This window comes from Fusibacter sp. QWL-12 (assembly GCF_058683495.1).
Map to the genome: position 1 here is coordinate 1,968,062 of NZ_CM178745.1, position 21,468 is coordinate 1,989,529.

Here is a 21,468-nt window from a genome sequence, read left to right on the forward strand (position 1 = left end):
GGCAATGATGGAGACGATAGAAATACTTTTGAATGTCATATCTTATATTGAGGCTAATGTTGAAGAGCCAATAAGTGCCGAAACGGTTGCCGAATTTGCAGGTTATTCGACCGACTATTTCCACAGGTTATTTGGCATCTATACTGGTGAGAGTCTTGTTGCCTATATACGCAAAAGAAAGATGACATTTGCTTTGAAGGACATTCAGACCAATAAACGCCTAATCGATGTGGCAGTTAAGTATGGATATGGCTCTGAAAGAGCATTTTCGAGAGCTTTTAGTAGCTGTTTTCATATGTCACCGAAGCAGGCGAAAAAAAGTAAGATTGCAATCCAACCACCTTTGTCGATTGCACCATTAAAAATTGATGGTTTTAAAGGAGATGAAACAATGGATTATTTAAGTGATGTCATGTACAAATCGCTACCAGAGATGCGCGTAGCCAGTCATGTGGTAATTAGTGAAAATCCAGAGGATGAAGTAATTGGCTTTATGCAGGGGCTAATGAAGAAATATGATCTACCAGAATCAACAGAACAATATGGCTTTGATTATCCAGTGAGTGAAACTGAGTCTGAAAAAGGGTATCGTGGCTACGAGTATTGGGTTAAGTTAGAGGATAATTTTGACGAGACGATTTTGATGAAAGAGCCAGTAGAAATTAAGGTGGTTCCAAACTATAAATACGCTGTTATTAGAATCACAGAGCCTTTTATCAACCCTTTTGAGCGAATTCCAAAAGGCTGGCAAACACTGGTTAAGTGGATCGAAGCCAACAGACTTTATAATCGAGAATTAAGAGAAGCAAAGTGCTTAGAACAAGTCACGGTAGAAAATGATGTCACCTTCATGGATATTATGATTCCGATTCAGAGACTATAAACTAAAACACTTTAAAGAAAATATTAAAAAAGCTATGGTGCAGAGACATGACACCATAGCTTTTTTAGATTTTATTTATAAATTATATTGATAATGTTTGTGTCAGATCAAAGATTTGAACGCCCAATGCATCTTGTGGTTCACTGATGGATGCATGATCACCTCTGCCCATATCCACTCTAAAGCCAGCACTTTTAATTCTGCCCTCAATACACTGACGGCAATGAGCTGCTTCGTCACCTGTACAGATTTTATCCTTATAGAGTTCGTACTTCTCTCTAACATCTGTTGGTGAGAGGTTAGGCATAACGACGTTTGCACCAGCTTTAAGTGCTTTTTCACGCCCTTTAGGATCTAGTGTTCCCATGGCAGTAGTTGAAGGTAATAAAGCTTGAGGTAACAAAAGTCGAGCAAGTGCAACCATGATTAATGTCGCTTCAACCGTACCACCCTTTGAGCCCTTTAAAGGTGTCTCATCGTGTGGGATATATGGGCCGATCCCCACCATTTCTGGCTGTAACGTCTTAATAAATCTCAGGTCGGCAACTAAATCAGCGTTTGTCTGATTAGGTAGCCCAACCATAAAGCCTGCGCCAACTTGAAAACCTAGTTTTTTTAGGTTGAACAAGCATTCGCGTCGGTTTTCAAAGCTCATTTTAGGGTGCAATGCTTCGTAAAGTTCTTTTGAAGCCGTTTCATGTCTTAAAAGGTAACGATCAACGCCTGCTTTTTTTAAGGTCTCATAGCTTTCATAGCTTCTTTCACCGACTGACAGTGTGACGGCACAGTCGGGGTGATTGGTTTTAATTGCTGAAATTATTTCAACTAGACGCTCATCTGTATAATAAGGATCCTCACCACCCTGAAGTACAAATGTACGATAGCCCAAATGATAACCTTCTTCACAACAGTGTAGGATTGCTTCTTTACTTAAGCGATAACGATCGACGTTTTTGTTTTGACCTTGAATACCACAATAGCTACAATTTTGCTTACAGTAATTTGTAAATTCGATTAGACCTCTCATAAAAACGGTATCTTTATAAAAGAGTGACTTTTTTTCAAGTGCCTTTTCAAACAAATAAGGTGTGATTTCTGCATCGATTTCATCTATGATTCTGAGTAACAATTCATCTGATAGATCTTCATTCTCGTAAAGTTGGTCGATCAATTGTTTAATGGTTTGCACATTTACCTCCAAAAAAAAATTCTTTTACCGAGAGATAAAAGAAGGACAGCACAAAATATATGGTCTGCTTCCTTTGAGATAAGAAATCTCTACTCTCTTAGGGGGGGACGATGAAAAGACATTTACAAAGACGCATCTCGGTAAATACCTTGCTTGTTAATAATTTATCAAATATTTTGATTTCTGTCAAGACTGTTTTTGTTGTTAAATATAACACTTGTGTAACGGATGAGATGGGATATAATTAAAATTGTTACTATTTGAAGAGGAGTAAAAACATGAAGAACAAAGATTTTCCGTCAGGACATTGGTCAGAAGCAGTCGTAAGTGAAGTAGTTCAGCTTGCAGATCGCCTTCTTGGAAACGAGTATGAAGTGATGGAAAAAGGCAGGCAGGACATCGTAACGACATTAGACATTCAAATGGAGAGGGAGATAAAAGAACTCTTATTGAGTCGGTTTCCAAACGATGGTTTTGTTGGTGAGGAGGAGAATCAAACCGCGACTAATCATAAGCGGATTTGGGTTTGTGATCCAATTGATGGGACGCTTAATTTCACACAGGGGATTCCCTATTTTGGCGTTCAACTGGCGCTTTTAGAAGGGGATGCTGTGCTATTTAGTATGATTTATTTGCCAAAACTCAAAGAGCTTTATACGGCCATTTTTAGTCAAGGCGCTTTTTTAAATGGCACCTCTATTGCGACAGCTCAAACTCAGACATTAGAAAAAAGTATTGTGACTTTTGGTGATTTTTCAAAGTCAAACCCAAGCTCAAGAACCTTTCAAAATGAATTAATCGGACGATTATTGGGCAAAGCGATGCGCATAAGAATACAAGGTGCTTCTTCAGTGGATTTTGCCTTTGTTTCAAGTCATAAAAATGCGGTTCACATCTTGTTTTCTAAAAATATATGGGAAATGGCACCGGGGATATTACTTGCAAAAGAAGCTGGCTGTGTTGTTCACAAATTCAGTGGTGCCACTCATGGTTTTGAAGGTGAAGGATTGATTATCAGCGCCAATCAAAATATTCTTGATGAGATATTAACAGAAATTGAAAAAATGTAATCTTTATGAAATAGATAATAAGCAACCGTTCATATGTATTGCTTAATAGAAAGGATCAATTATGAAAAAAACAGTGCTTGATATTATGAATCACGAGTATCTTTTAACCAACGGACTAGGAGGCTATAGTTTTGGTACTGTGGATGGGACAAACTGTAGAAAATACCATGGTCTTTACTGTGTTAGCGATAATCCACCAGTGGAAAGATTTCATTTGATTTCTAAGATGGTGGTTTCTGTCGTTGTGGGAGATAGTGCCTATCCATTTGTTTATGAAAACGTTACCGGTGTTCCAAAGACAGAATCTAACTTGACAGCATTCGACCATAAGGGGATTTTACAAAGACGATTTCATGAGCCTACTATAGGAGCTGATTTAAAAGAGCAAATCGCTTTGGCTTATGGCAGCAATCACCTTGCAGCTAAATATAAAATAAGCCTACCTGAGACATTAGTTAATAGAAGTGATGTGAAAATTAAGTTTGAGCTTTTGGTCAACTTTAGAGATCATCATGAGACGATTACCCCAGAACCAGAAAAGTATACCGCAGTTTTTAACGATGAAAATCAAATGGCAGAAATTTCCGATCAGCAACACAGGGTCTATGCTCAGTTTGTAAGTGAAGAAAGTATTTCTTATCGTTGTCCGTTAAGTCTTACAGCAGAGAGTTATTATCCTATAGAAACTGAGAGAGGCTATCCAGACGTAGAGGCACATATTTTAGCCATTGAAGGCATCATATCCCCTAAGTCAAACACTTTAACCTTTGAACTTAGAGTGAACACCACATCTGATTTTAGTTCATTAAGCGAGATTCATGAATCAAGAACGAATCGATATGACCAGCTTATGAAAAATGCGGGTGCAGAATCTGAAGTTTTAAAGCAGCTGGTACAAGCTTCAGACGATTTTATTGTCTATAGAAAGACGACGGGAAAGAAAACGATCATTGCAGGATACCCTTGGTTTACTGACTGGGGTAGAGATACGATGATTTCTATCCCTGGATTAACCCTTGAAACGGGTAGATATGAAGAAGCGTTTGAAATGATTGAAGGCTTTTTGCAAATGGCATATAAGGGCATTATCCCAAATAATTTTCCGGATGAAGGTCAAGCACCAATGTACAATACTTCAGATGGAACGCTTTGGTTATTTCATGCCATGTACCAGTACATGATGAAAACCAATCACTTAAGTGCACTCGAAAAAGTGTATCCGAAATTAGTTGAAATCATTGATTTTCACGTTAATGGTACTATAAATGATATCTATATGGATCAGGATGGCCTACTCAGTACAGGAAATGAAACTACTCAACTGACTTGGATGGATGTTAAGGTAAATGGATGGGTAGTAACCCCTAGACATGGCAAAGCAGTAGAAATCAATGCACTTTGGTACAATGCGCTTCAAATCATGGCGGCGTTTTCAGCTATGCTTTCAAATAGCGATGAACATAAGTATTTAGAGTTAAGTACACGTACAAAAAAGGCATTTAATGAGCAGTTTTGGAATGAAGCTGGACAAAATTTATATGACCTGATTATTGATGGTGAAGCGTATGATATTCCTAGACCCAATATGATATTTGCAGTGAGCCTACCTTTTTCAGTTCTGAACCTTGATAAACATAAGGCGGTTGTCGATTATGTGATGAAGCATTTTAAAACCCCATATGGATTAAGAACGCTTAGAATGGAAGATGAGAATTTTCACCCTATCTATACTGGTGATCTACTTAGTCGAGATGGTGCTTATCACAGAGGAACCGTGTGGGCTTGGTTAATGGGCCCATATCTAGAGGCGCATTATAAAACGTACAAGGACCTTTCTTATTTACAAACTGCATTAAAGGAATGGATGATGCACTTGGAAAATGGGGTGATCGGCAGTCTATCAGAAGTATTTGATGCGACAGAACCGTTCAATCAAAAGGGCTGTTCAGCACAAGCATGGTCGGTTGCTGAGGCAATTAGAATTTGGAAAATGACAAATAATGATTAATGATTAATAATGTAAAAGACGGATAGAGATAGAAAAAATTTCTAATTTGGGATATATTAGTATTAGAATTGGTTATTTCACTTTATATAAAGTAGAGGTGAGAAATGAAAACTCTATTGGAGTCATGGCAGCTAGATATAAGTAACCTATTAACCGTACCTTATGATAGACGCTTTAGAAGGCTGGGGTTATCTGAGGAACCTGTTTTACCAGTCACCTATGACGTTTTTTTAGAGCGTTTGTACACTGAAGATTTGACAGAGGTCTATGATCAATTTTTAGCACTGATCAGTGGTGCTGTGGACACATGTGAATACACATATCGCATTCGGCTTACGGATGGCGGGTACGCCGTTTTTGAAGATCAGATTACAATTGTTGCGTATAATTCAAATGGGATGCCTTTGATGGCAGAGGGCGTTACCTACGACTTGTCCTTGTCTGCAAAGGATCCAGTGCTGAATAAAATACCTGAAAGAGATCCTTTGACTTTCCTTAAAACCAGTGATGCATTTGTAAATGAACTGAAGCAATCCATCGATAAGCAAAGTAAAAGCATGGTATTTTTAACAACAGCAATGATTTGTGTCGACAACTTTGCCCAAATCAACTCGATTGAAAAACGAAGTGTCGCTGATCGCGTCTTAGTTAATGTTGCACATGCTATCGAAGATGCATTGCCTGAGGAGGCTTATACTGCTCGTTTTGGTGTAAATTGCTTTATTATAGCACTTCCTAACACACCCAATATAATGGCAGAGACGATTATTAATAATATTCTAGATGACATTCAAAGTGTTGCATATGCCGTTGAACCAAAACCTATATTTTCATATGGTCTAAAGGAATATTTAGGTGAAACGCCCTATGAGCTGATACAGACGTTAAAGATTAAAATCACGCAGGCTTTTTAAGTTTAAGATCAAACCGATTATTAGTTTGAGAAAATTATGGCTATAATTATAAAAAGGTGCTTTAGCAAGCTATTTAGACTTGTTAAAGCACCTTTTTCACGTGTTATTTTGCTATGAGATAGAATTGACTCATAAGTGGCGGCAGTGTGAGCGTATTTGAACCCGTTTGAAGGGATAGACCTTCACTACTTGTCAGCTCGGTTAAAGAAACTGCTTCTGTATAATCAAAGGTAATGGTTTGTTCTGATTCGCTAGCGTTTAAAGCAACCATTAAACGCTTATTTTCTTTGCTAATCTCATAAACCATCGTAGATTTGTCTCTGTAAATCAGACGAAAGCGATCCGAATAGTCTTCTTTAACTTGCGCTAAAAATTGTAGATAAGGGATTAAGTTTGTCTCGTCATTGATTTCAGTTTTATTGAAATCCATAAAAGCTCTATTGACCGGATCATAAGCCCCATCCATTGCAATTTCAGTTCCGTAGTAGAGGACTGGTATCGCAGGGTAGGTATAGGTGAAAGCAAGTGCCAATTTAGTGTATTCTAGTCTATTTTTAGGATTCTGGCTCATAAATCTCGCATTGTCATGATTGTCTATGAACAAGGCATTTTCAGTAGGAGTAGAAAAATTCTTTTCCTTTTCAAGGGCATTGGCCAAGGATAAAATGTTCGGTTTTACATTAAACGCGTTAATAATACCATTATACAGCGAATAGTTGGTTAAACTGTCTATGCCGTCTTCATGATAGGATTCAAGGGTATTTGTGTTACCATCCCAGACTTCGCCCAGTAAAAAGAAATCGGGATATTTTTCTTTAATCGCACCTGAAAAATCTTGCCAAAATTCATGTGAAACATGGCGCATGGTGTCGAGTCTAAAGCCGTCAATGCCGGTTTGGTCAATCCACCAAAGTGCGTTTTTGATAAAATAGTCTTTTACTTCAGGATTGGATTGATCGAGATCTGGGAGACCAGCCAACCAACCAGTTTCAAGCTCGTTTGTATCCTTGAAGTTATTAAGTGGCGTATCAGGATGGAACCAGTCTGACTTGTCAGGATCGGAAAGCCACGGTGAGTTGTAGCCAGTATGATTGACGACATAATCTAGGATCACTTTAATGTCCATTTCGTGTGCTTGATTTACAAGCGTTTGAAGAGTAGCCATATCGCCAAAATGTGGATCGACGGACTCAAAGTCGTAGATCCAGTAGCCGTGATAGCCATTTGGACCATTGGTCATAACCGGGGTCAGCCAAATTACAGTTGCCCCAAGAGACTTTATATAATCAAGACGTTCGATGACGCCTTGTAGATCACCACCTTGAAAGGCTCTCATATCCTCTTTGTTGACATCTGGAAGGTTACTCTCCGGATTACTGTCTGCAAATCGATCTACCATTATGAAATAGATGATGTCATCGGAAGTGATGCGCGCTGTGATTTCTGCAGCTGGGCTCTCAGAAGTGGTTGATTCAGTTGTTTGAGTGGCTTCATTCGCATCTGAGGCTTCCAAAGTGAGCGTTGTGGTTTCAGCTGGAAGAGCATTTTTACTTTGACAACCCATTAATAAAACAAAGGTGAAAATAATGAGTAAACTAAATTGAAAGTGTTTCTTGTGTAATTGAAATGTCATTTTTCCTCCTAATTCATGCAAGCGGTTGCACCTAAAGGGATAAAAAATCACCCATTTGAGATGCGTTTATTTCTAATTTTAGGGTATTTATGTGCTAAATTCAATACAAATTATCTTTCTACTATTATTGACAAGCATTAAGAAACAAAATATAATGAGATTGTGCAAACGGTTGCAGAAATAGACTCAAACAAATTCTAGCAATTAACATATATGGATTTTATGGTGAGTAAATTAGTAGGTTGGATGGAGAGAGGTTTTATATGAGACAGAGAAGCAGTGGTGTACTATTGCATATTTCGTCATTACCGGGCGAGTATGGCATCGGTGACCTTGGAAAAGGCGCTTATGCGTTTTTAGATTTTTTAGAGAAATCAGGACAACATAACTGGCAGATACTGCCGATCGGGATAACTGGCTATGGGGATTCGCCTTACCAGTCTTTTTCTGCGTTTGCAGGAAATCCTTATTTCATCGATTTGGCGGAGCTGATCGATATGGGTTATCTAGATAAAAAGACCGTCGACAAAGCCGATCTTGGCAAAAGCAAGCATAAAGTCGATTATGAAAAGCTATATTTTAATAAAATGCCACTTCTCAGAATGGCATATGAAAACTCAAAAGTGAAATTAAGCCATGAGCTCAATAAGTTTTATGAAGCTGAAAAGACTTGGCTTGAGGATTTTGCACTTTACATGGCCATCAAAGCGCATAATGGCAATCGCTCTTGGATCGAATGGGATAAGGGCTATGAAAATGCAAAAACGGAAAAGGTTGCTAAATTTAAAGAAACACATAAAGATGAAATTTTCTTCTGGGTATTCACGCAGTATTTCTTCTTTAAGCAATGGTTTGCTTTAAAAGCCGTTGCAGCGGATAAGGGCATCACCATTATCGGAGATTTACCGATTTACGTAGCTGAGGATAGCTCTGATGTTTGGGCGAATCCTGAACTCTTTAAACTCGATAAAACCTCAAAACCAATCAGTGTCGCTGGTTGTCCACCAGATGCCTTTTCAGCTACAGGACAGCTTTGGGGCAATCCAATTTACAATTGGGAACACATGGACAAACAAAATTACGCTTGGTGGATCAAGCGCATTGATTATAGCTTAAAAATGTTCGATGTGATTAGAATCGATCACTTTAGAGGCTTTGAAGCCTATTGGGAGATACCGTATGGTGACCCAACCGCTGAAAGAGGCGTATGGACAAATGGTCCAGGTAAAAAGCTTTTCATCGCAATTAGAGAAGCACTTGGCGATGTGAACATCATCGCAGAAGACCTAGGGTATTTAACAGAGGGCGTTATTGAGCTCAGAGAATTTACAGGCTTCCCAGGGATGAAAATCCTTCAGTTTGCATTTGATGCGAGAGAGGAAAGCGATTATCTCCCTCATAACTATTCTGAAAACTTCGTTGCTTACACTGGCACACATGATAATGAAACCATCGTCGGTTGGATGGACAATGTGGCTAAAGCGGATAGAGACTTTGCTATGGACTACTTAAAACTCGATCGCAGCGAAGGCTACCATTGGGGATTCATCAGAGGCGTTTGGTCATCAACAGCCTATCTTGCCATCGCTCAGATGCAGGATTTCTTAGGGCTGGACAACAAAGCGAGAATGAATTTCCCATCGACTTTAGGTGGCAACTGGATTTGGAGAATCACTCAAAAGGATCTTTCAGATCACCTAGCAGATAAAATGAAAAAGATCACCAAATTATACGGAAGATTATAATCCTTCTCATTCATAAATCTGGTATTCTGTCGTATAACGATAGGCTGCCAGATTTTTTTATCTCAATCCAGCGTCATAGGTTATTGAAATCGAATAGGATACAAAAAAATGAAACACGTAAAGCAAATGAAACACATAAAGCTAACAGGACACAGAGAACGTGTCTGCTAGATCCAATCTGATTTTAAAATTCGGAGGGGGGAACCAAGAAAGAAATGAAGAAAGAAATTAACAAGACCAACGTCAAAATACTGGGCTCTATCATTAAAATGAACCGTATTTGCCAAAACATGAGTCAAAAAGCGCTTTCAGAGGGCATCTGTGTCAGCTCCTACCTCAGCCGTATCGAGAATGCTGAAATCATCCCCTCAGAGCAGGTGATTTCAGATTTGTTTGACGCCCTAGCCATTCACTATAATGATTCAGAAGGGTTTATTCAGTCAGGTAAGGGCCTATTTCAAAGATTTCTAGATGAGCTTAACTTCAATGAGTTTTCCAACTCTAGGTTGATTTTTGAACAGATTAGTGCAGACTCAGAAAAGTACATGCATTCACCTTTGATTATCGATTACTACATCGTACAGTTGGCCTTTTATTGCACACGAAAAGAACGTGAAATCTTTGAAGAGACGCGACATTTGCTAGAATCGGTCGAGCAGTTGATGAATGCCGAACAAAAATTTAGGTATTATCTCTATTGGGGCATCGATACGGCAAAGGTAGCCAAAGATTATCCAGCGGTGCTCGAAATATTAGATAAAGCCAGTACTTATGGTGAAAATGGTCACCTTTATTACTGGATGGGGTTTGCTTATCTTTCACTTCGAAAGGATCTCAGTGCGTTGATTCAGTTTCAAAAAGCATTGAGTACTTACTTAGATGAGGCAAATCTGCTGAGTATTATCGGCAGCTATGAAATGCTGGGACTTACTTTTTATGCATCTGATGACTATGAAGGTGGTAAACCCTATTTTGAAAAGGGACTTAAGTTAGCCAACAAACTGGGGTCTTCCTCGCATGAAAGTACGTTTAGAGACAACCTTTTGTGGGGTGCTTTTAGATTGGGTCAGTTGAATCCGGAAGATAGCTTTAACCGTGACTGGGAAAGTGAAAGTGAATGTGTCACAGAAAGAAGTATCCCTAACCAGCTGACACACTTATTACAAGCGATAGAACAGTCTAACACCATGTTTGTCTCCACACTTAAGCCTTTAAAAAAGGAACGTTTTGTAGAGCTGATGATCAAGCATTTGGACAAGTTAGATTGGCAAGGGCATATGATTGACGATGAAAAGCTACTATTAAAGCTGATTCAAATGAGTAAAGGACTTAATTACGAGCTTGAAAAATACTATTCAAAAATGTATCAAAGCTTCCTTATACAGCATAGGCGGTATAAAGAAGCTCTAGAAATTCAAAATGTTTGATTAAAGGTTTCTGGTGAAATAAGCTTTTAGAACGAGTTTGACAAATGCCATACCAATCATGACACAAAACAAAGTTAAGAAAACGACATCGTTTACGAAAAAAGAGACGACACATGCGATGCCTAAAACGACACTGTAGACGACCATCGAATAGCGACTTGTCTTTTCTCTAATTAAGATACCGCGTTCATCAGCTTCTTTGATAAACAGCTGTTTGAGGGCGGTTTCATTTCGCATTGCAATGACCAGCTTTGTGAGCAATACAAGGTCAAGTCCAAGAAGACCGATGGAAAAGCCCAATATAAAGCCGCTGCCAGCGTCATCTGTCACTTTCGACGATACGAGTAAGTAGCCAATAACGATAACGAATGCAAGAGCGATGTGCATCACCATTCTTTTGGTTGCTTTTGATTTAAGTGTGCTTGTTTGTGTGTTTGTCATGATTATTCCTCCATTTCTGTAAAATCGAAAACCTCTTCTATGGTGAGGTTAAAGTGTTTGGCAATTTTATAAGCCAAAGGTAATGAGGCGGTGTACTTACCAACTTCTATTGATGTAATGGTCTGTCTTGTGACGCCAACCGCCAAGGCAAGCTCTTCCTGTGAGAGCTTATTCAGTTTTCTGAGTTCGGAAATCTTATTTTTAATGGCAATCACGCTCCTTTTGTCGCATAGTTAACTTTGCAATTTTAGTATAGCACACTTTGCAAAACATGCAAAGTAAACTTTACAAATTTAACATTTATTTTTTTCAAAATGTGAAATATTTTTTGTGAGAGTAGCGTTAGCGGTTGATTTTGCTTAGATATTCTCACTGTGGTTAGGTGTTTTTATGTAGCGGCTTTAAGTATAATTAATCTAAAGGTTTATAGGACGATGCGCCTTATTTCAGTGAAACAACCTTATGACGGACATTTATTAAATTATTAAACTATGAAAATTGAAAATTAAGAATTGAAGCTATTGGCATTTAAGTTATGGCTAAGATGAAAAATAATATTACCAAACACTTATGGCACGATAAAAATTTATTTAGGAGCTGACTATGAATTTACACGCGATTTATCATGAAGCAAAAAGTAAATACGCTTATGCACTAGATGCGGATACTCTAAATCTGCGCATTAGAACCGCAAAAGGAGATGTTTCAAGTATCAGCCTTATTTCAGGTGATCCATTTAATTGGGTGCGTACTGAAATGGCTTCTGAAGGTGATTTTACACAGACGCATAGTTGGGTCAATACATCTGTAGATATGGCGCAAGATTATAGCGACAGCTTATACGATTATTGGCTGGTGAGTATCAAACCTGATTTTAAACGGACACGATATGCATTTGTGCTTGTTTCAAGTGAAGAAACCGTGTTCTACGGGGCACATGGTGCTGTTTCTATGAAAAAGCATCCGGAGATCGTATCGAGTTTAAACGATTATTTCAACTTTCCTTACTTGAATCACGAAGATATTTTTACAGCACCGACTTGGGTGAAGGACACCGTATGGTATCAAATTTTCCCAGAGCGTTTCGCAAATGGTGATCAGAGTTTAGATAAACCTACTGTATTACCATGGGGAAGTGAAAAACTGGTTACAAATGAGATGCATTTTGGCGGCGATTTAAAGGGAATCATCGAGCACCTAGATTATATCGCTGAACTTGGTGCGACGGGGATCTATTTTACACCGATCTTTGAAGCGCCTACAACGCACAAGTACGATACCATCGATTATTTTAAAATTGATCCTGAGTTTGGTACCAATGCGGATTTCAAAAGGTTAGTCGAGGAGGCACATAAACGCGGGATTCGCGTCATGCTAGATGCGGTGTTTAATCACTGTGGTTTTAAGCATCCTTATTTTCAAGATGTTGTTCAAAAAGGCTATGCGTCAGAATACGCAGAGTGTTTCCATCTCAAGGCTGAGCCTGTACTTAACTTTGAGCTCAATAAAGAGGGTTTTCCTGCACCTAAAAAGCCTTTAAAAGCAGGGGATCTCAATTATGAGACTTTTGCCTTTACACCCAATATGCCCAAATGGCGTGCGACCAATCCAAAAGCACAGGAATATCTAATTTCTGTGGCGGAGTACTGGATTAGAGAGTTTGATATCGACGGCTGGCGTCTGGATGTCTCTAATGAGGTATCACATGCCTTCTGGAGAACCTTTAAGGAGCGCGTTAGAGCGTTGAAACCAGATGTTTTTATCTTAGGCGAGAATTGGGACGATGCAACCCCTTGGCTACGCGGTGATCAGTTTGACTCGGTGATGAATTATGAGTTTACTTATCCGGTATGGCATTTGCTTAGCTGTGAGCCACAGTATTCAGACTTTGATGCGTTTGCATATAAGGATGCCATGAGTCGTTTGATTGTGAGTTATCCTCCGAATGTAGGGGAAAACCTATTCAATCTACTCGATAGCCATGACACTTCGAGAATCCACACCTTACTGGATGAAGATGTGAGAAGCGTTAAGCTTGCATTTTTACTACAGATGACCTTTGGTGGAACGCCGAGTGTTTATTACGGCAGTGAAATTGGATTGTTTGGCGTTCACGATGGTAATAGACAGTGTATGATATGGGATGAAGCTGAGCAGAATTTGGATTTGAAAGCGCATGTAAAACAGTTGATTGCACTTAGAAAAGCGCATCCAGAGTTTAAGTCGATGAATGTGCAATGGGATGAAGCGAGAATGACTTCTGATCTTCTCATCTTTGACAAGGTAGAAGGGACTTCACGTACGAAGGTGTTGGTAAATCTATCAGATGCACCGGTTACGATTAATTTGAGTGGAATGGTTCAACTAGATCTCTTTACAGGTGAAGCGTTGGCGGATTCAGATTTAACTGAGTTAAGCATTGCGCCAATTTCCTTTCGAATACTGAAATAATATGTTAAAATGAAGCTGTGTTGATGGTGTGGCATCGACACAGCTTTTGTTTGCAGTTTAGCTGTGAACAGGGCAAATCAAGTGACGAATAACTGAAAGGGGAAAGCCAATGGCAGATTTACTAAAAGATTTAAAACCTGAAAGTGTTTTTCGCAATTTTGAGGCTTTGACGCGTATTCCAAGAGAGTCAGGAAACGAAGCAGCTGTGGCAGCATTTCTTGAAGCATTTGCAAAGGAACATGGACTTGAGGTCGTAAGAGAAGCATCCAATAATATTATTATCACAAAACCGGCGACTGCTGGATATGAGCAAGCACCTACTGTGATCTTACAAGGGCATACTGATATGGTTTGTGTAAAGCTCGATGAACTCGAATTTGATTTCGATACGATGCCGATTCCGATAGTGGTTGAAGGCGACTATATAAAAACTCAGGGAACAACTTTAGGTGCAGATAATGGCATCGCTGTTGCGATGACCATGAGCGTACTGGAAGATAAGACGCTAGAACATCCAAAATTAATCGCTCTTTTTACGACCTCAGAAGAAACTGGGATGGATGGTGTCATCGCACTTCAGCCTGAAAATGTAAAAGGGGATATTCTCATTAACCTCGATTCTGAGGAAGAAGGCGTTATCTTGGCATCTTGTGCAGGTGGGGTTAACAACATCGCTGAGCTACCGTTAAGCTATCAACAAGCAAATAAAATGGAAGCCTTTAAACTCGTTATATCCGGCTTAGCGGGTGGACACTCAGGTGCTGAAATCGATAAAAATAGAGCCAATGCCATCAAATTGGCAGGTAGGGTTTTAACGACCTTCAAAAATCACTTTGATTATGATTTAATCGCTATCCGCGGTGGTGAGAAAATGAATGCCATTGCAAAGCGCTGCGAGTTTGAATTTATGATCAACTCAAGAGACGTTATGTTAATGGAAGAACTCGTGATGTCATTAGAGGCAACTTTCAAAGCTGAGTATGAAATTGCAGATCCAGCAATTAAGCTTGATGCGACTGAGATGGATTCACCTAAAGAAGTGCTTTCTACTGAAACGAGAGATAATATCGAGAAGCTATTAAGATTGACGCCTTTTGGGGTTTACACCATGAGTGCAGGCATTAAAGGGTTGGTTGAATCTTCTAATAACTTAGGTGTTTTAGAGATGACAAGAGAAACGCTTAAGCTGACAAATGCACTAAGAAGCTCAGTTAAATCAAAAAAACAAGAGCTAAATGAAGTTATGGCAATCATCTGTGAAACGGTAGGTGCTAAAAATACGTTAACTGCAGATTATCCAGAGTGGCAATACAGAGTGGAGTCGCCAACGAGAGAGCTTATGAAAGCAACTTATCAAGAGATGTTTGGCAAAGAGCTAAAGGTAGATGCGATTCATGCTGGGCTTGAGTGCGGCTTCTTAAAAGAAAAACTCGGCGACATCGATATGGTATCACTTGGACCAGAAATGCACGATGTGCATACGCCTTTTGAAAGACTTAGCATCTCTTCAACTGCTAGAACCTATGCGTTTTTGGTTGAGGTGCTTAGGGGCATCAAGTAGCTTATAATTTGGTTTTATTTTATACAGACGAAAGGCTCATATTTTAAGTTCTCCGAATCCGGTCAGTAAACTGAAGGATTCTCCGAACTTAAAATATGAGCCTTTCTTGCATGTGTATGAAGTAAAACATATGGAGCGCATGAAGTGCGTTCTCCGAATAAATTTTCTTCACCTTAATAAAAAAACGTTGACATATTCCTTATTGTTACTTATAATTACTTAAAAAGATATTTGGAGGAATTATAAGTCGTGAAAAATGATTTCTATACTGTAGAACATGTTTCGAAAATATTGAACATTCACCCCAAAACGATTCAACGTTATATTCGAGAAGGAAAGTTAGGAGCAATAAAAGTAGGTAAAGGCTGGCGAATTTCAGGAAACGATTTAAGTCTTTTTACTGAGCGTAATAGCTGTAAGGATGGTTCGCAAGATAAGTCCCAGAATTTAAAAGTAATCGCTTCTTCTGTGATTGACATTAAAGGGATAAGTCGCTTAAATGCAAATCGCCTAATGAATACATTAACAGCATCTTTAAATACAAAACCTGTTGAGTTCGGGAGTTCGGCTTTACAAACTCAATATATTGAAAGAGAAAGTACTATTCGGATCACACTTTGGGGGGACATTAGATTCATGTCTATTATGATGGATACTATCGCTATTTTAGTCGAAAATAATATTGAGGAGTGAAACAATGAAAAAAAGTGTTTTTAAATCAGAGTTACAAAAAAATAAATTCAAAAATCATTACAATCAAATACTTAGTCAATTTCCATTCGAACAGAAATATATTAATACAACTTTTGGGGAAACATTTATGCTCACTGCTGGAAATGAATCAAATCCATCAGTAATTTTATTGCATGGTTCTTGTAGTAATAGTGCTTTTTGGCTACCTGAAATAATTGCACTTTCACAATCATACAAAGTATATGCGATTGATATACTTGGAGAAGCAGGTAATAGTGAAGAGTATAGACCTGAAATTGAATCACTTGACTTTGCAAAATGGATGCATGAGGTACTTGACACTCTTTGCATAAATAAGGCGATTTTTGTTGGTAACTCTTTGGGAGGATGGATGACTTTAAAATTTGCTACTATATTCCCTCAACGTGTTTCTAAAATCTGTTTGTTAGCATCTGCAGGACTTGCAGAAGTTCGTCCAGAATTCATTAAATCAGTGGAAATAGCTTCAAAAACTGACGGTTCAGTTGAAGTTGATACATCAACAATTGGTGATCATTCAATTCCAAAGGAAGTTCTCGATTTTATGAATCTCATCGTTGAAAGTTATGACCCTATTCCATATCTACCAATATTTTCTGACGAACAATTAAAAAACTTAAAAATGCCTGTACTTTTTATTGACGGTGAAGACGACATGATTATTGATGCTTTAGAATCAGCGAAAAGGTTATCTACCCTTGTTCCAGATGCTGAAATCCATTTATTAAAAAATACGGGACATGTACTAACAAATGCAATTGATTTTTTTCTACCATTTATAATTAAGTAGCTTATGGGTTTATTGATTGTGATTACGTAATTTTGCTATTAATGAATAATAACATGTTGCTTTATTACTTTTTTACATTCTCGTTGGATTCATAAATTTCTCACTAGTATTCAAGCCAACATAACACAAAAATGAGCGTATAGACTAACGACGGAAGTTCCTTCAGTTTACTGATCGGAACCGGAGACGTTAGTTTATACGCTCATTTTACTTTCAAATGCAAATTTTAATCAAACTTATAAATGCCCGCCAAACTTATAAAAGCCCTGCAACTGTACTTCTAATCTCAGTCTTCTCAATCGTACCGGCATGTTTGACTTCAGCAGTTTCAAGTGCTGCGATCTCTTTTGGTATCTCGGTTCCTGTGATCTTTGAAAGTTTTCTGATACGGTCAAACGGTGTGCCTTCTGTCGCATCATGTTCAAGTGCTTCTAGAACGCTGTCTGCGAACTTATATGGGCTTGCTGTCGCTGCGATCAGAGTATGGGTGTGATCACCAGTTGCTTTAACGTAATCCTTGTAGACGCTATATGCAACGGCAGTATGTGGATCGATAAGGTAGTGATCCTGTGTATAGGTTGTTTTGATCTCTAGCTGTGTTTTAGCTTCATCGGCGTAACCGCCATAAAATGAATCCAGTTTAGCCTTGATCATAGGTGATACTTCATACCTTCCAGATGTTTTTAACCCATTCATAAGCTGCTGAATCTGCTCGGTATCACCACCTGATAGATGATAGAGTAAACGCTCAAGATTACTGGAAATCAAGATATCCATTGAAGGGGATGTGGTGGTATGAAAGGCTCTATTGGTATCGTAGATACCAGTGTTTATAAAATCCGTTAGGATGTGATTTTGGTTGGAAGCACAGATGAACTGATGCACGGGTAATCCCATGTGCATCGCATAATAGGCTGCGAGTAGATTGCCGAAATTACCCGTCGGTACGCAGATGTTAATCGGTGCGCCGAGAGCTATAGTTCCCGCCTTAACGAGCAGCTTGTAGCTGTTAAAGTAGTAGATGATTTGGGGGAGCAATCTGCCGATGTTGATCGAATTTGCAGATGAAAAGCGATAGCCGCGTTCTCCCAAGAGAGCTTTTAAATCTTCGTCGTTAAAGAGCGTTTTTACAGCGGTTTGCGCATCGTCGAAATTGCCGTTGATTCCGAAGACGTGAACGTTGTCGCCAGTTTGCGTGGTCATTTGCTTCTTTTGGATGTCGCTTACACCGTCGGTTGGATAAAAGACGGCGATGTCGATGCCACTGACGTCAGCAAACCCCTCAAGTGCAGCCTTTCCAGTATCACCAGAGGTTGCAGTTAGGATTAGAACGGAATCCTCACTTTTGGTGTGTGCAATACTGGTAAGCATAAAGTAGGGCAGAATTGAGAGTGCCATATCTTTGAAAGCTTGTGTCTTCCCGTGAAATAGCTCTATAAACGAAGCTTCACCAAGAGTCTTTAAAGGAGCGATATCGATGTTTGAAAATTTGGTGTCATAGGCGCTATTGACATTGCTTTGGATGGTAGCTGTCGCAAGCTCAGGCATGTAGGGTTTAAAAATAGATTCAGCCAATTGCTGATAGCTCATAGCTAAAAAATCAGAGCTTTGAATGTCAAATTTGGGAAACTGTGTGGGCACATAGAGACCACCATCTGGTGAAATGCCTTGTAAAACGGCTTCAGCAAAGGTTTTATTTTCAGTTTTCGAGCGAGTACTTTGGTATTTGATTTCAGACATGGTGTCCTCCTAATTGTTACGAGAATAAAATTAGTTTATTTTAACATGAGGTGTTTTTTAAGACAAGTTCATTTAGGAAAGAATCGTTAGCATTTAGGAAAAAACACGATTTAAAAGGGTTTTTATCATTATTATGAGGTTATGGAATAGGTATTGGTCACCTAATACATTAAAAGAGGTGATCATGAAGGGAAAATTAAAAATAATAGGACTCATTTTTCTAGTAACCATTAGCGTATTTTTAGTTCTTAAGGAAGGTTTCGGTGAATCGTATGTACAGTATACGATGCGCTCGTTTTTTGAATCGATTTACAATCTTAAAAGCAGTGATGACCCCAGTGATTCTGAATGGGAAGACATCTTGAATTTTATAGATGTGCAAACGGATTTATTGTGCTCTGAGGCTGTGAAAGAAACTTATTTACATAATTATCTACATATTTTAAATAAAGCTTATATGAACTTACTTGAGATAACTGTAAAGGACATTCGCTTTAATGAAGCTTCAAAGATAAAAGGAGAAACAACTTATACATTTGTAGTAACGCTCAGTGTCATCAGTAATAAGACAGACGAACAAACTACTTTATCAAATAAAGGAGAAATTCACTTAAAGCAATCCTTTCTAAACTATAGAATTATGGATTTAAAAATGGAAGTGGATCAATTAAAGGCTTATGTCCTTTCTGTGGATTAAAGATTTGAGGTAAAGGATGATAAAAAAGAGATACATGGCAATTGCGGGTAATCTGTTCGATTTAGAGTCGGAATCCATACATGCTATACGACTAAGATATGGACTTGAGATGTTCTATCTTGGTGTATCCAAGCTTTTAGTAGTAATCGTGATATCTCTGATACTCGGTATCTTTTGGCAGTCTGTTATTACTTTAGCAGCATATAACCTTTTGAGGCAAACCGCTCAAGGTCTGCATGCTAAATCTTCAGTTAAATGTATGCTATCCAGTTTAGTCTTCTTCATAATGTTGCCTTGGACGGCTGCACATGTTGCAATTAACCCCTATTTGTGCATCGCAGCCGCCATGGCGATCTCGTTTCTAGCATACCTATATGCCCCATCTGATACGGCTAAAAAACCGATTATAAACAAACGTGTGAGAGAGAGACTAAAGAAAAAATCGATATTTCGTGGGATGATACTAACTTTACTAGTGATATTAATCCCATTCCCAGAAATTAAAGTTTTGATAACTATAGGTGCTTATGTTGCCTTGTTATATGTATTACCTGTTACTTATCGAATTATGAAGGAAGAGAGGAACAATTATGAGAAATTTGAAAAGCTTAATTGAAACAAATGCTGTATCTGCAATTGAGAAGGTCATCCTTAGTTTTTCCGATCAAGAAAAAGACTGTACATTCGTGTTAATCGATGAAGTAGAATATCCGAAAGAACTTATTGCTCTTGAAATTGAAAAAGAGTAATCATCCTGATTTAATTTAAGATATCCTATTAAGGACATTTCCAATTTCCTAGCATCATCATATGGTTTCTATTCCACATTATGGTATAATGAGTGGATAAGGGGGGCATATCGATGGTGCATTTTTTTCAGTTGTTATCATCAGCCGGGTTGTTTCTAGTTCTATCTAAACTTCTATTAAAAGAAAAATTTAAGCTCGCCTTAGATCTTTCTATCACAATTGCGCTAACGCTGATTATTACATCAATCAGTTATTTTTTTAGTGTCAATGAAAGCTCGCTTGGCATCGTATATTTGGTAGGCTTGTTTGTCTATTTCTATACGATTAACAAGAAAGTTGTCATTAATATACTGAGTTTATCAGCGAGTATGATAATTGCAATCTTAGCTGATATGCTTTCAATTACATTGATTTCGATGGTAGTGGGGATATCATCTGTAGAGACAGATAAACTACGTTCAGAGCCTGTAGCCTATTTCGCTTCGTTTTTATTTATGGTAGCGATTGCGATGGCATTGGCCTATTTGATTAGAGTTCTACTCTCGAAAAGTAGAAATATGATTCAATTGTTTCAACGCAATGAACTACCAACACTACTAGGTATAATTGCAGTTGCAGCATTTTTGTTTCTTTATTGGCTGACGTTTACTGTGGTATCGTACACGACCATTTCAAGGGCAATACTATTAATTATCATGATGGTCATCGTAGGTGCAATCTTAGTCGCTTCTCTTTTCTTTATCAAATCAAAAACCAGTGTGATTGAACTCAAAAGTAAAGAGAACGAGTTAACTCAGCTTAGAATGTATACGAATGAAATTGAGAGCATGCAACAGGAAATCAGAAAGTTTAAGCACGATTATATGAATATCTTAGCTTCACTATCTGGGTACATAGAACAAGACAACATGGCTGGCTTAAAGAAGTACTTCGATGAGAAGATTATGACTTTCTCTGTTCAGAAGGACAGCATTGATAAAACTGTAGATCGATTGATCTATGTGGAGCAGGAAGAGCTAAAAGGACTTTTGGCTATGAAGGCGATTCGTGCCCAAGAGTTGGGTGTAAAAGTCGAAATTGATATGGTAGAAAAAGTAAAGTTTCATATGGATATCGTTGATTTGTGCAGAGTCGTGGGTATTTTTGTGGATAATGCCATTGAAGCAGCTGCCTTATCAACAGAGAAAACCATTGCTATCGGGATGGTCAATGTGGAAGAAAAGGCGTTGCTAATCGTTACGAATACTGTAGCTGAGATGGTGCCCATCTATAAACTTAGAGAAAAAGGATTTACGACTAAAGGCAACAGCCATGGATTGGGACTTGAAATCGTTAGAGGGATTTTAAAGTCTTATCCGAACGTCAACAATGATATGAAATTCGAAAATCAGATGTTTACACAGGTACTGGAAATTAGAGCAGAACATTAAGGAGTAAA

General features: G+C 38.4%; 19 protein-coding genes. 14 read left to right on the top strand and 5 right to left on the bottom strand.

What is annotated here, in order from left to right:
- Nucleotides 1-7: 7 nt before the first annotated feature.
- The gene (locus tag AC4PID_RS09585; RefSeq protein WP_492131788.1) at nt 8-883 is read left to right on the top strand and encodes a helix-turn-helix domain-containing protein; all 876 of its coding nucleotides are present in this window, start codon (nt 8-10) and stop codon (nt 881-883) included.
- 82 nt (nt 884-965) lie between these two features.
- On the opposite strand, the gene hydE is transcribed toward AC4PID_RS09585, so the two are convergent.
- Nucleotides 966-2,063: a [FeFe] hydrogenase H-cluster radical SAM maturase HydE gene (gene hydE / locus AC4PID_RS09590; RefSeq protein ID WP_492135374.1), complete on the bottom strand. Its 1,098-nt coding sequence runs from the start codon at nt 2,061-2,063 to the stop codon at nt 966-968.
- Nucleotides 2,064-2,350: 287 nt separating this feature from the next.
- Between hydE and AC4PID_RS09595 the strand changes: the two genes are divergently transcribed.
- The 3 genes from AC4PID_RS09595 to AC4PID_RS09605 all read left to right on the top strand — a co-directional run bounded on the left by AC4PID_RS09595 (nt 2,351) and on the right by AC4PID_RS09605 (nt 6,064).
- Nucleotides 2,351-3,142: an inositol monophosphatase family protein gene (locus AC4PID_RS09595; RefSeq protein ID WP_492131789.1), complete on the top strand. Its 792-nt coding sequence runs from the start codon at nt 2,351-2,353 to the stop codon at nt 3,140-3,142.
- A 61-nt stretch (nt 3,143-3,203) separates the two neighbouring features.
- Nucleotides 3,204-5,150 carry an amylo-alpha-1,6-glucosidase gene (locus tag AC4PID_RS09600; protein ID WP_492131790.1) on the top strand — a complete coding sequence of 649 codons (1,947 nt, stop codon included), beginning with the start codon at nt 3,204-3,206 and terminating at the stop codon, nt 5,148-5,150.
- A 104-nt stretch (nt 5,151-5,254) separates the two neighbouring features.
- A complete protein-coding gene (locus AC4PID_RS09605) occupies nt 5,255-6,064 on the top strand; it encodes a sensor domain-containing diguanylate cyclase (protein WP_492131791.1) in 810 nt (269 codons plus the stop codon).
- 103 nt (nt 6,065-6,167) lie between these two features.
- On the opposite strand, the gene AC4PID_RS09610 is transcribed toward AC4PID_RS09605, so the two are convergent.
- The gene (locus AC4PID_RS09610) at nt 6,168-7,697 is read right to left on the bottom strand and encodes an alpha-amylase family glycosyl hydrolase (protein WP_492131792.1); all 1,530 of its coding nucleotides are present in this window, start codon (nt 7,695-7,697) and stop codon (nt 6,168-6,170) included.
- A 263-nt stretch (nt 7,698-7,960) separates the two neighbouring features.
- Between AC4PID_RS09610 and malQ the strand changes: the two genes are divergently transcribed.
- Together malQ and AC4PID_RS09620 are read left to right on the top strand one after the other, a co-directional pair.
- Nucleotides 7,961-9,442: a 4-alpha-glucanotransferase gene (gene malQ / locus AC4PID_RS09615; RefSeq protein ID WP_492131793.1), complete on the top strand. Its 1,482-nt coding sequence runs from the start codon at nt 7,961-7,963 to the stop codon at nt 9,440-9,442.
- Between the two features lie 215 nt (nt 9,443-9,657).
- Nucleotides 9,658-10,869 carry a helix-turn-helix domain-containing protein gene (locus tag AC4PID_RS09620; protein ID WP_492131794.1) on the top strand — a complete coding sequence of 404 codons (1,212 nt, stop codon included), beginning with the start codon at nt 9,658-9,660 and terminating at the stop codon, nt 10,867-10,869.
- Here AC4PID_RS09620 and AC4PID_RS09625 read toward each other — a convergent pair whose 3' ends face one another.
- Nucleotides 10,870-11,310: a hypothetical protein gene (locus AC4PID_RS09625; protein WP_492131795.1), complete on the bottom strand. Its 441-nt coding sequence runs from the start codon at nt 11,308-11,310 to the stop codon at nt 10,870-10,872.
- Between the two features lie 2 nt (nt 11,311-11,312).
- The gene (locus AC4PID_RS09630; protein ID WP_492135375.1) at nt 11,313-11,516 is read right to left on the bottom strand and encodes a helix-turn-helix transcriptional regulator; all 204 of its coding nucleotides are present in this window, start codon (nt 11,514-11,516) and stop codon (nt 11,313-11,315) included.
- A gap of 397 nt (nt 11,517-11,913) precedes the next feature.
- On the opposite strand from AC4PID_RS09630, the gene AC4PID_RS09635 reads away from it, so the two are divergent.
- From AC4PID_RS09635 to AC4PID_RS09650, 4 genes are all read left to right on the top strand, one after another.
- Entirely contained in the window at nt 11,914-13,761 is a 1,848-nt protein-coding gene (locus AC4PID_RS09635) for a glycoside hydrolase family 13 protein (RefSeq protein WP_492131796.1), read from the top strand.
- A 109-nt stretch (nt 13,762-13,870) separates the two neighbouring features.
- A complete protein-coding gene (locus AC4PID_RS09640) occupies nt 13,871-15,322 on the top strand; it encodes an aminoacyl-histidine dipeptidase (protein ID WP_492131797.1) in 1,452 nt (483 codons plus the stop codon).
- Between the two features lie 249 nt (nt 15,323-15,571).
- Complete coding sequence (locus AC4PID_RS09645; RefSeq protein WP_492131798.1) at nt 15,572-16,015, top strand: helix-turn-helix domain-containing protein; 444 nt, start codon at nt 15,572-15,574, stop codon at nt 16,013-16,015.
- Between the two features lie 4 nt (nt 16,016-16,019).
- A complete protein-coding gene (locus tag AC4PID_RS09650; RefSeq protein WP_492131799.1) occupies nt 16,020-16,844 on the top strand; it encodes an alpha/beta fold hydrolase in 825 nt (274 codons plus the stop codon).
- A gap of 255 nt (nt 16,845-17,099) precedes the next feature.
- Here the strand turns inward: AC4PID_RS09650 and thrC are convergent, their stop codons facing one another.
- Nucleotides 17,100-18,575, bottom strand: coding sequence for a threonine synthase (gene thrC / locus AC4PID_RS09655; RefSeq protein WP_492135376.1), 1,476 nt, complete (start codon nt 18,573-18,575; stop codon nt 17,100-17,102).
- Between the two features lie 193 nt (nt 18,576-18,768).
- Here thrC and AC4PID_RS09660 point away from each other — a divergent pair, with 193 nt between their 5' ends.
- From AC4PID_RS09660 to AC4PID_RS09675, 4 genes are all read left to right on the top strand, one after another.
- Nucleotides 18,769-19,281 (top strand): hypothetical protein, encoded by a 513-nt coding sequence (locus AC4PID_RS09660; RefSeq protein ID WP_492131800.1) that lies wholly within the window; start codon nt 18,769-18,771, stop codon nt 19,279-19,281.
- A gap of 16 nt (nt 19,282-19,297) precedes the next feature.
- Complete coding sequence (locus AC4PID_RS09665; RefSeq protein WP_492131801.1) at nt 19,298-19,897, top strand: accessory gene regulator B family protein; 600 nt, start codon at nt 19,298-19,300, stop codon at nt 19,895-19,897.
- Nucleotides 19,872-20,030, top strand: a complete 159-nt coding sequence (locus AC4PID_RS09670; RefSeq protein WP_492131802.1) for a hypothetical protein — start codon at nt 19,872-19,874, stop codon at nt 20,028-20,030. The genes AC4PID_RS09665 and AC4PID_RS09670 overlap by 26 nt, the downstream gene beginning before the upstream one ends.
- A gap of 113 nt (nt 20,031-20,143) precedes the next feature.
- The gene (locus AC4PID_RS09675) at nt 20,144-21,460 is read left to right on the top strand and encodes a sensor histidine kinase (RefSeq protein WP_492131803.1); all 1,317 of its coding nucleotides are present in this window, start codon (nt 20,144-20,146) and stop codon (nt 21,458-21,460) included.
- Nucleotides 21,461-21,468: the final 8 nt, after the last annotated feature.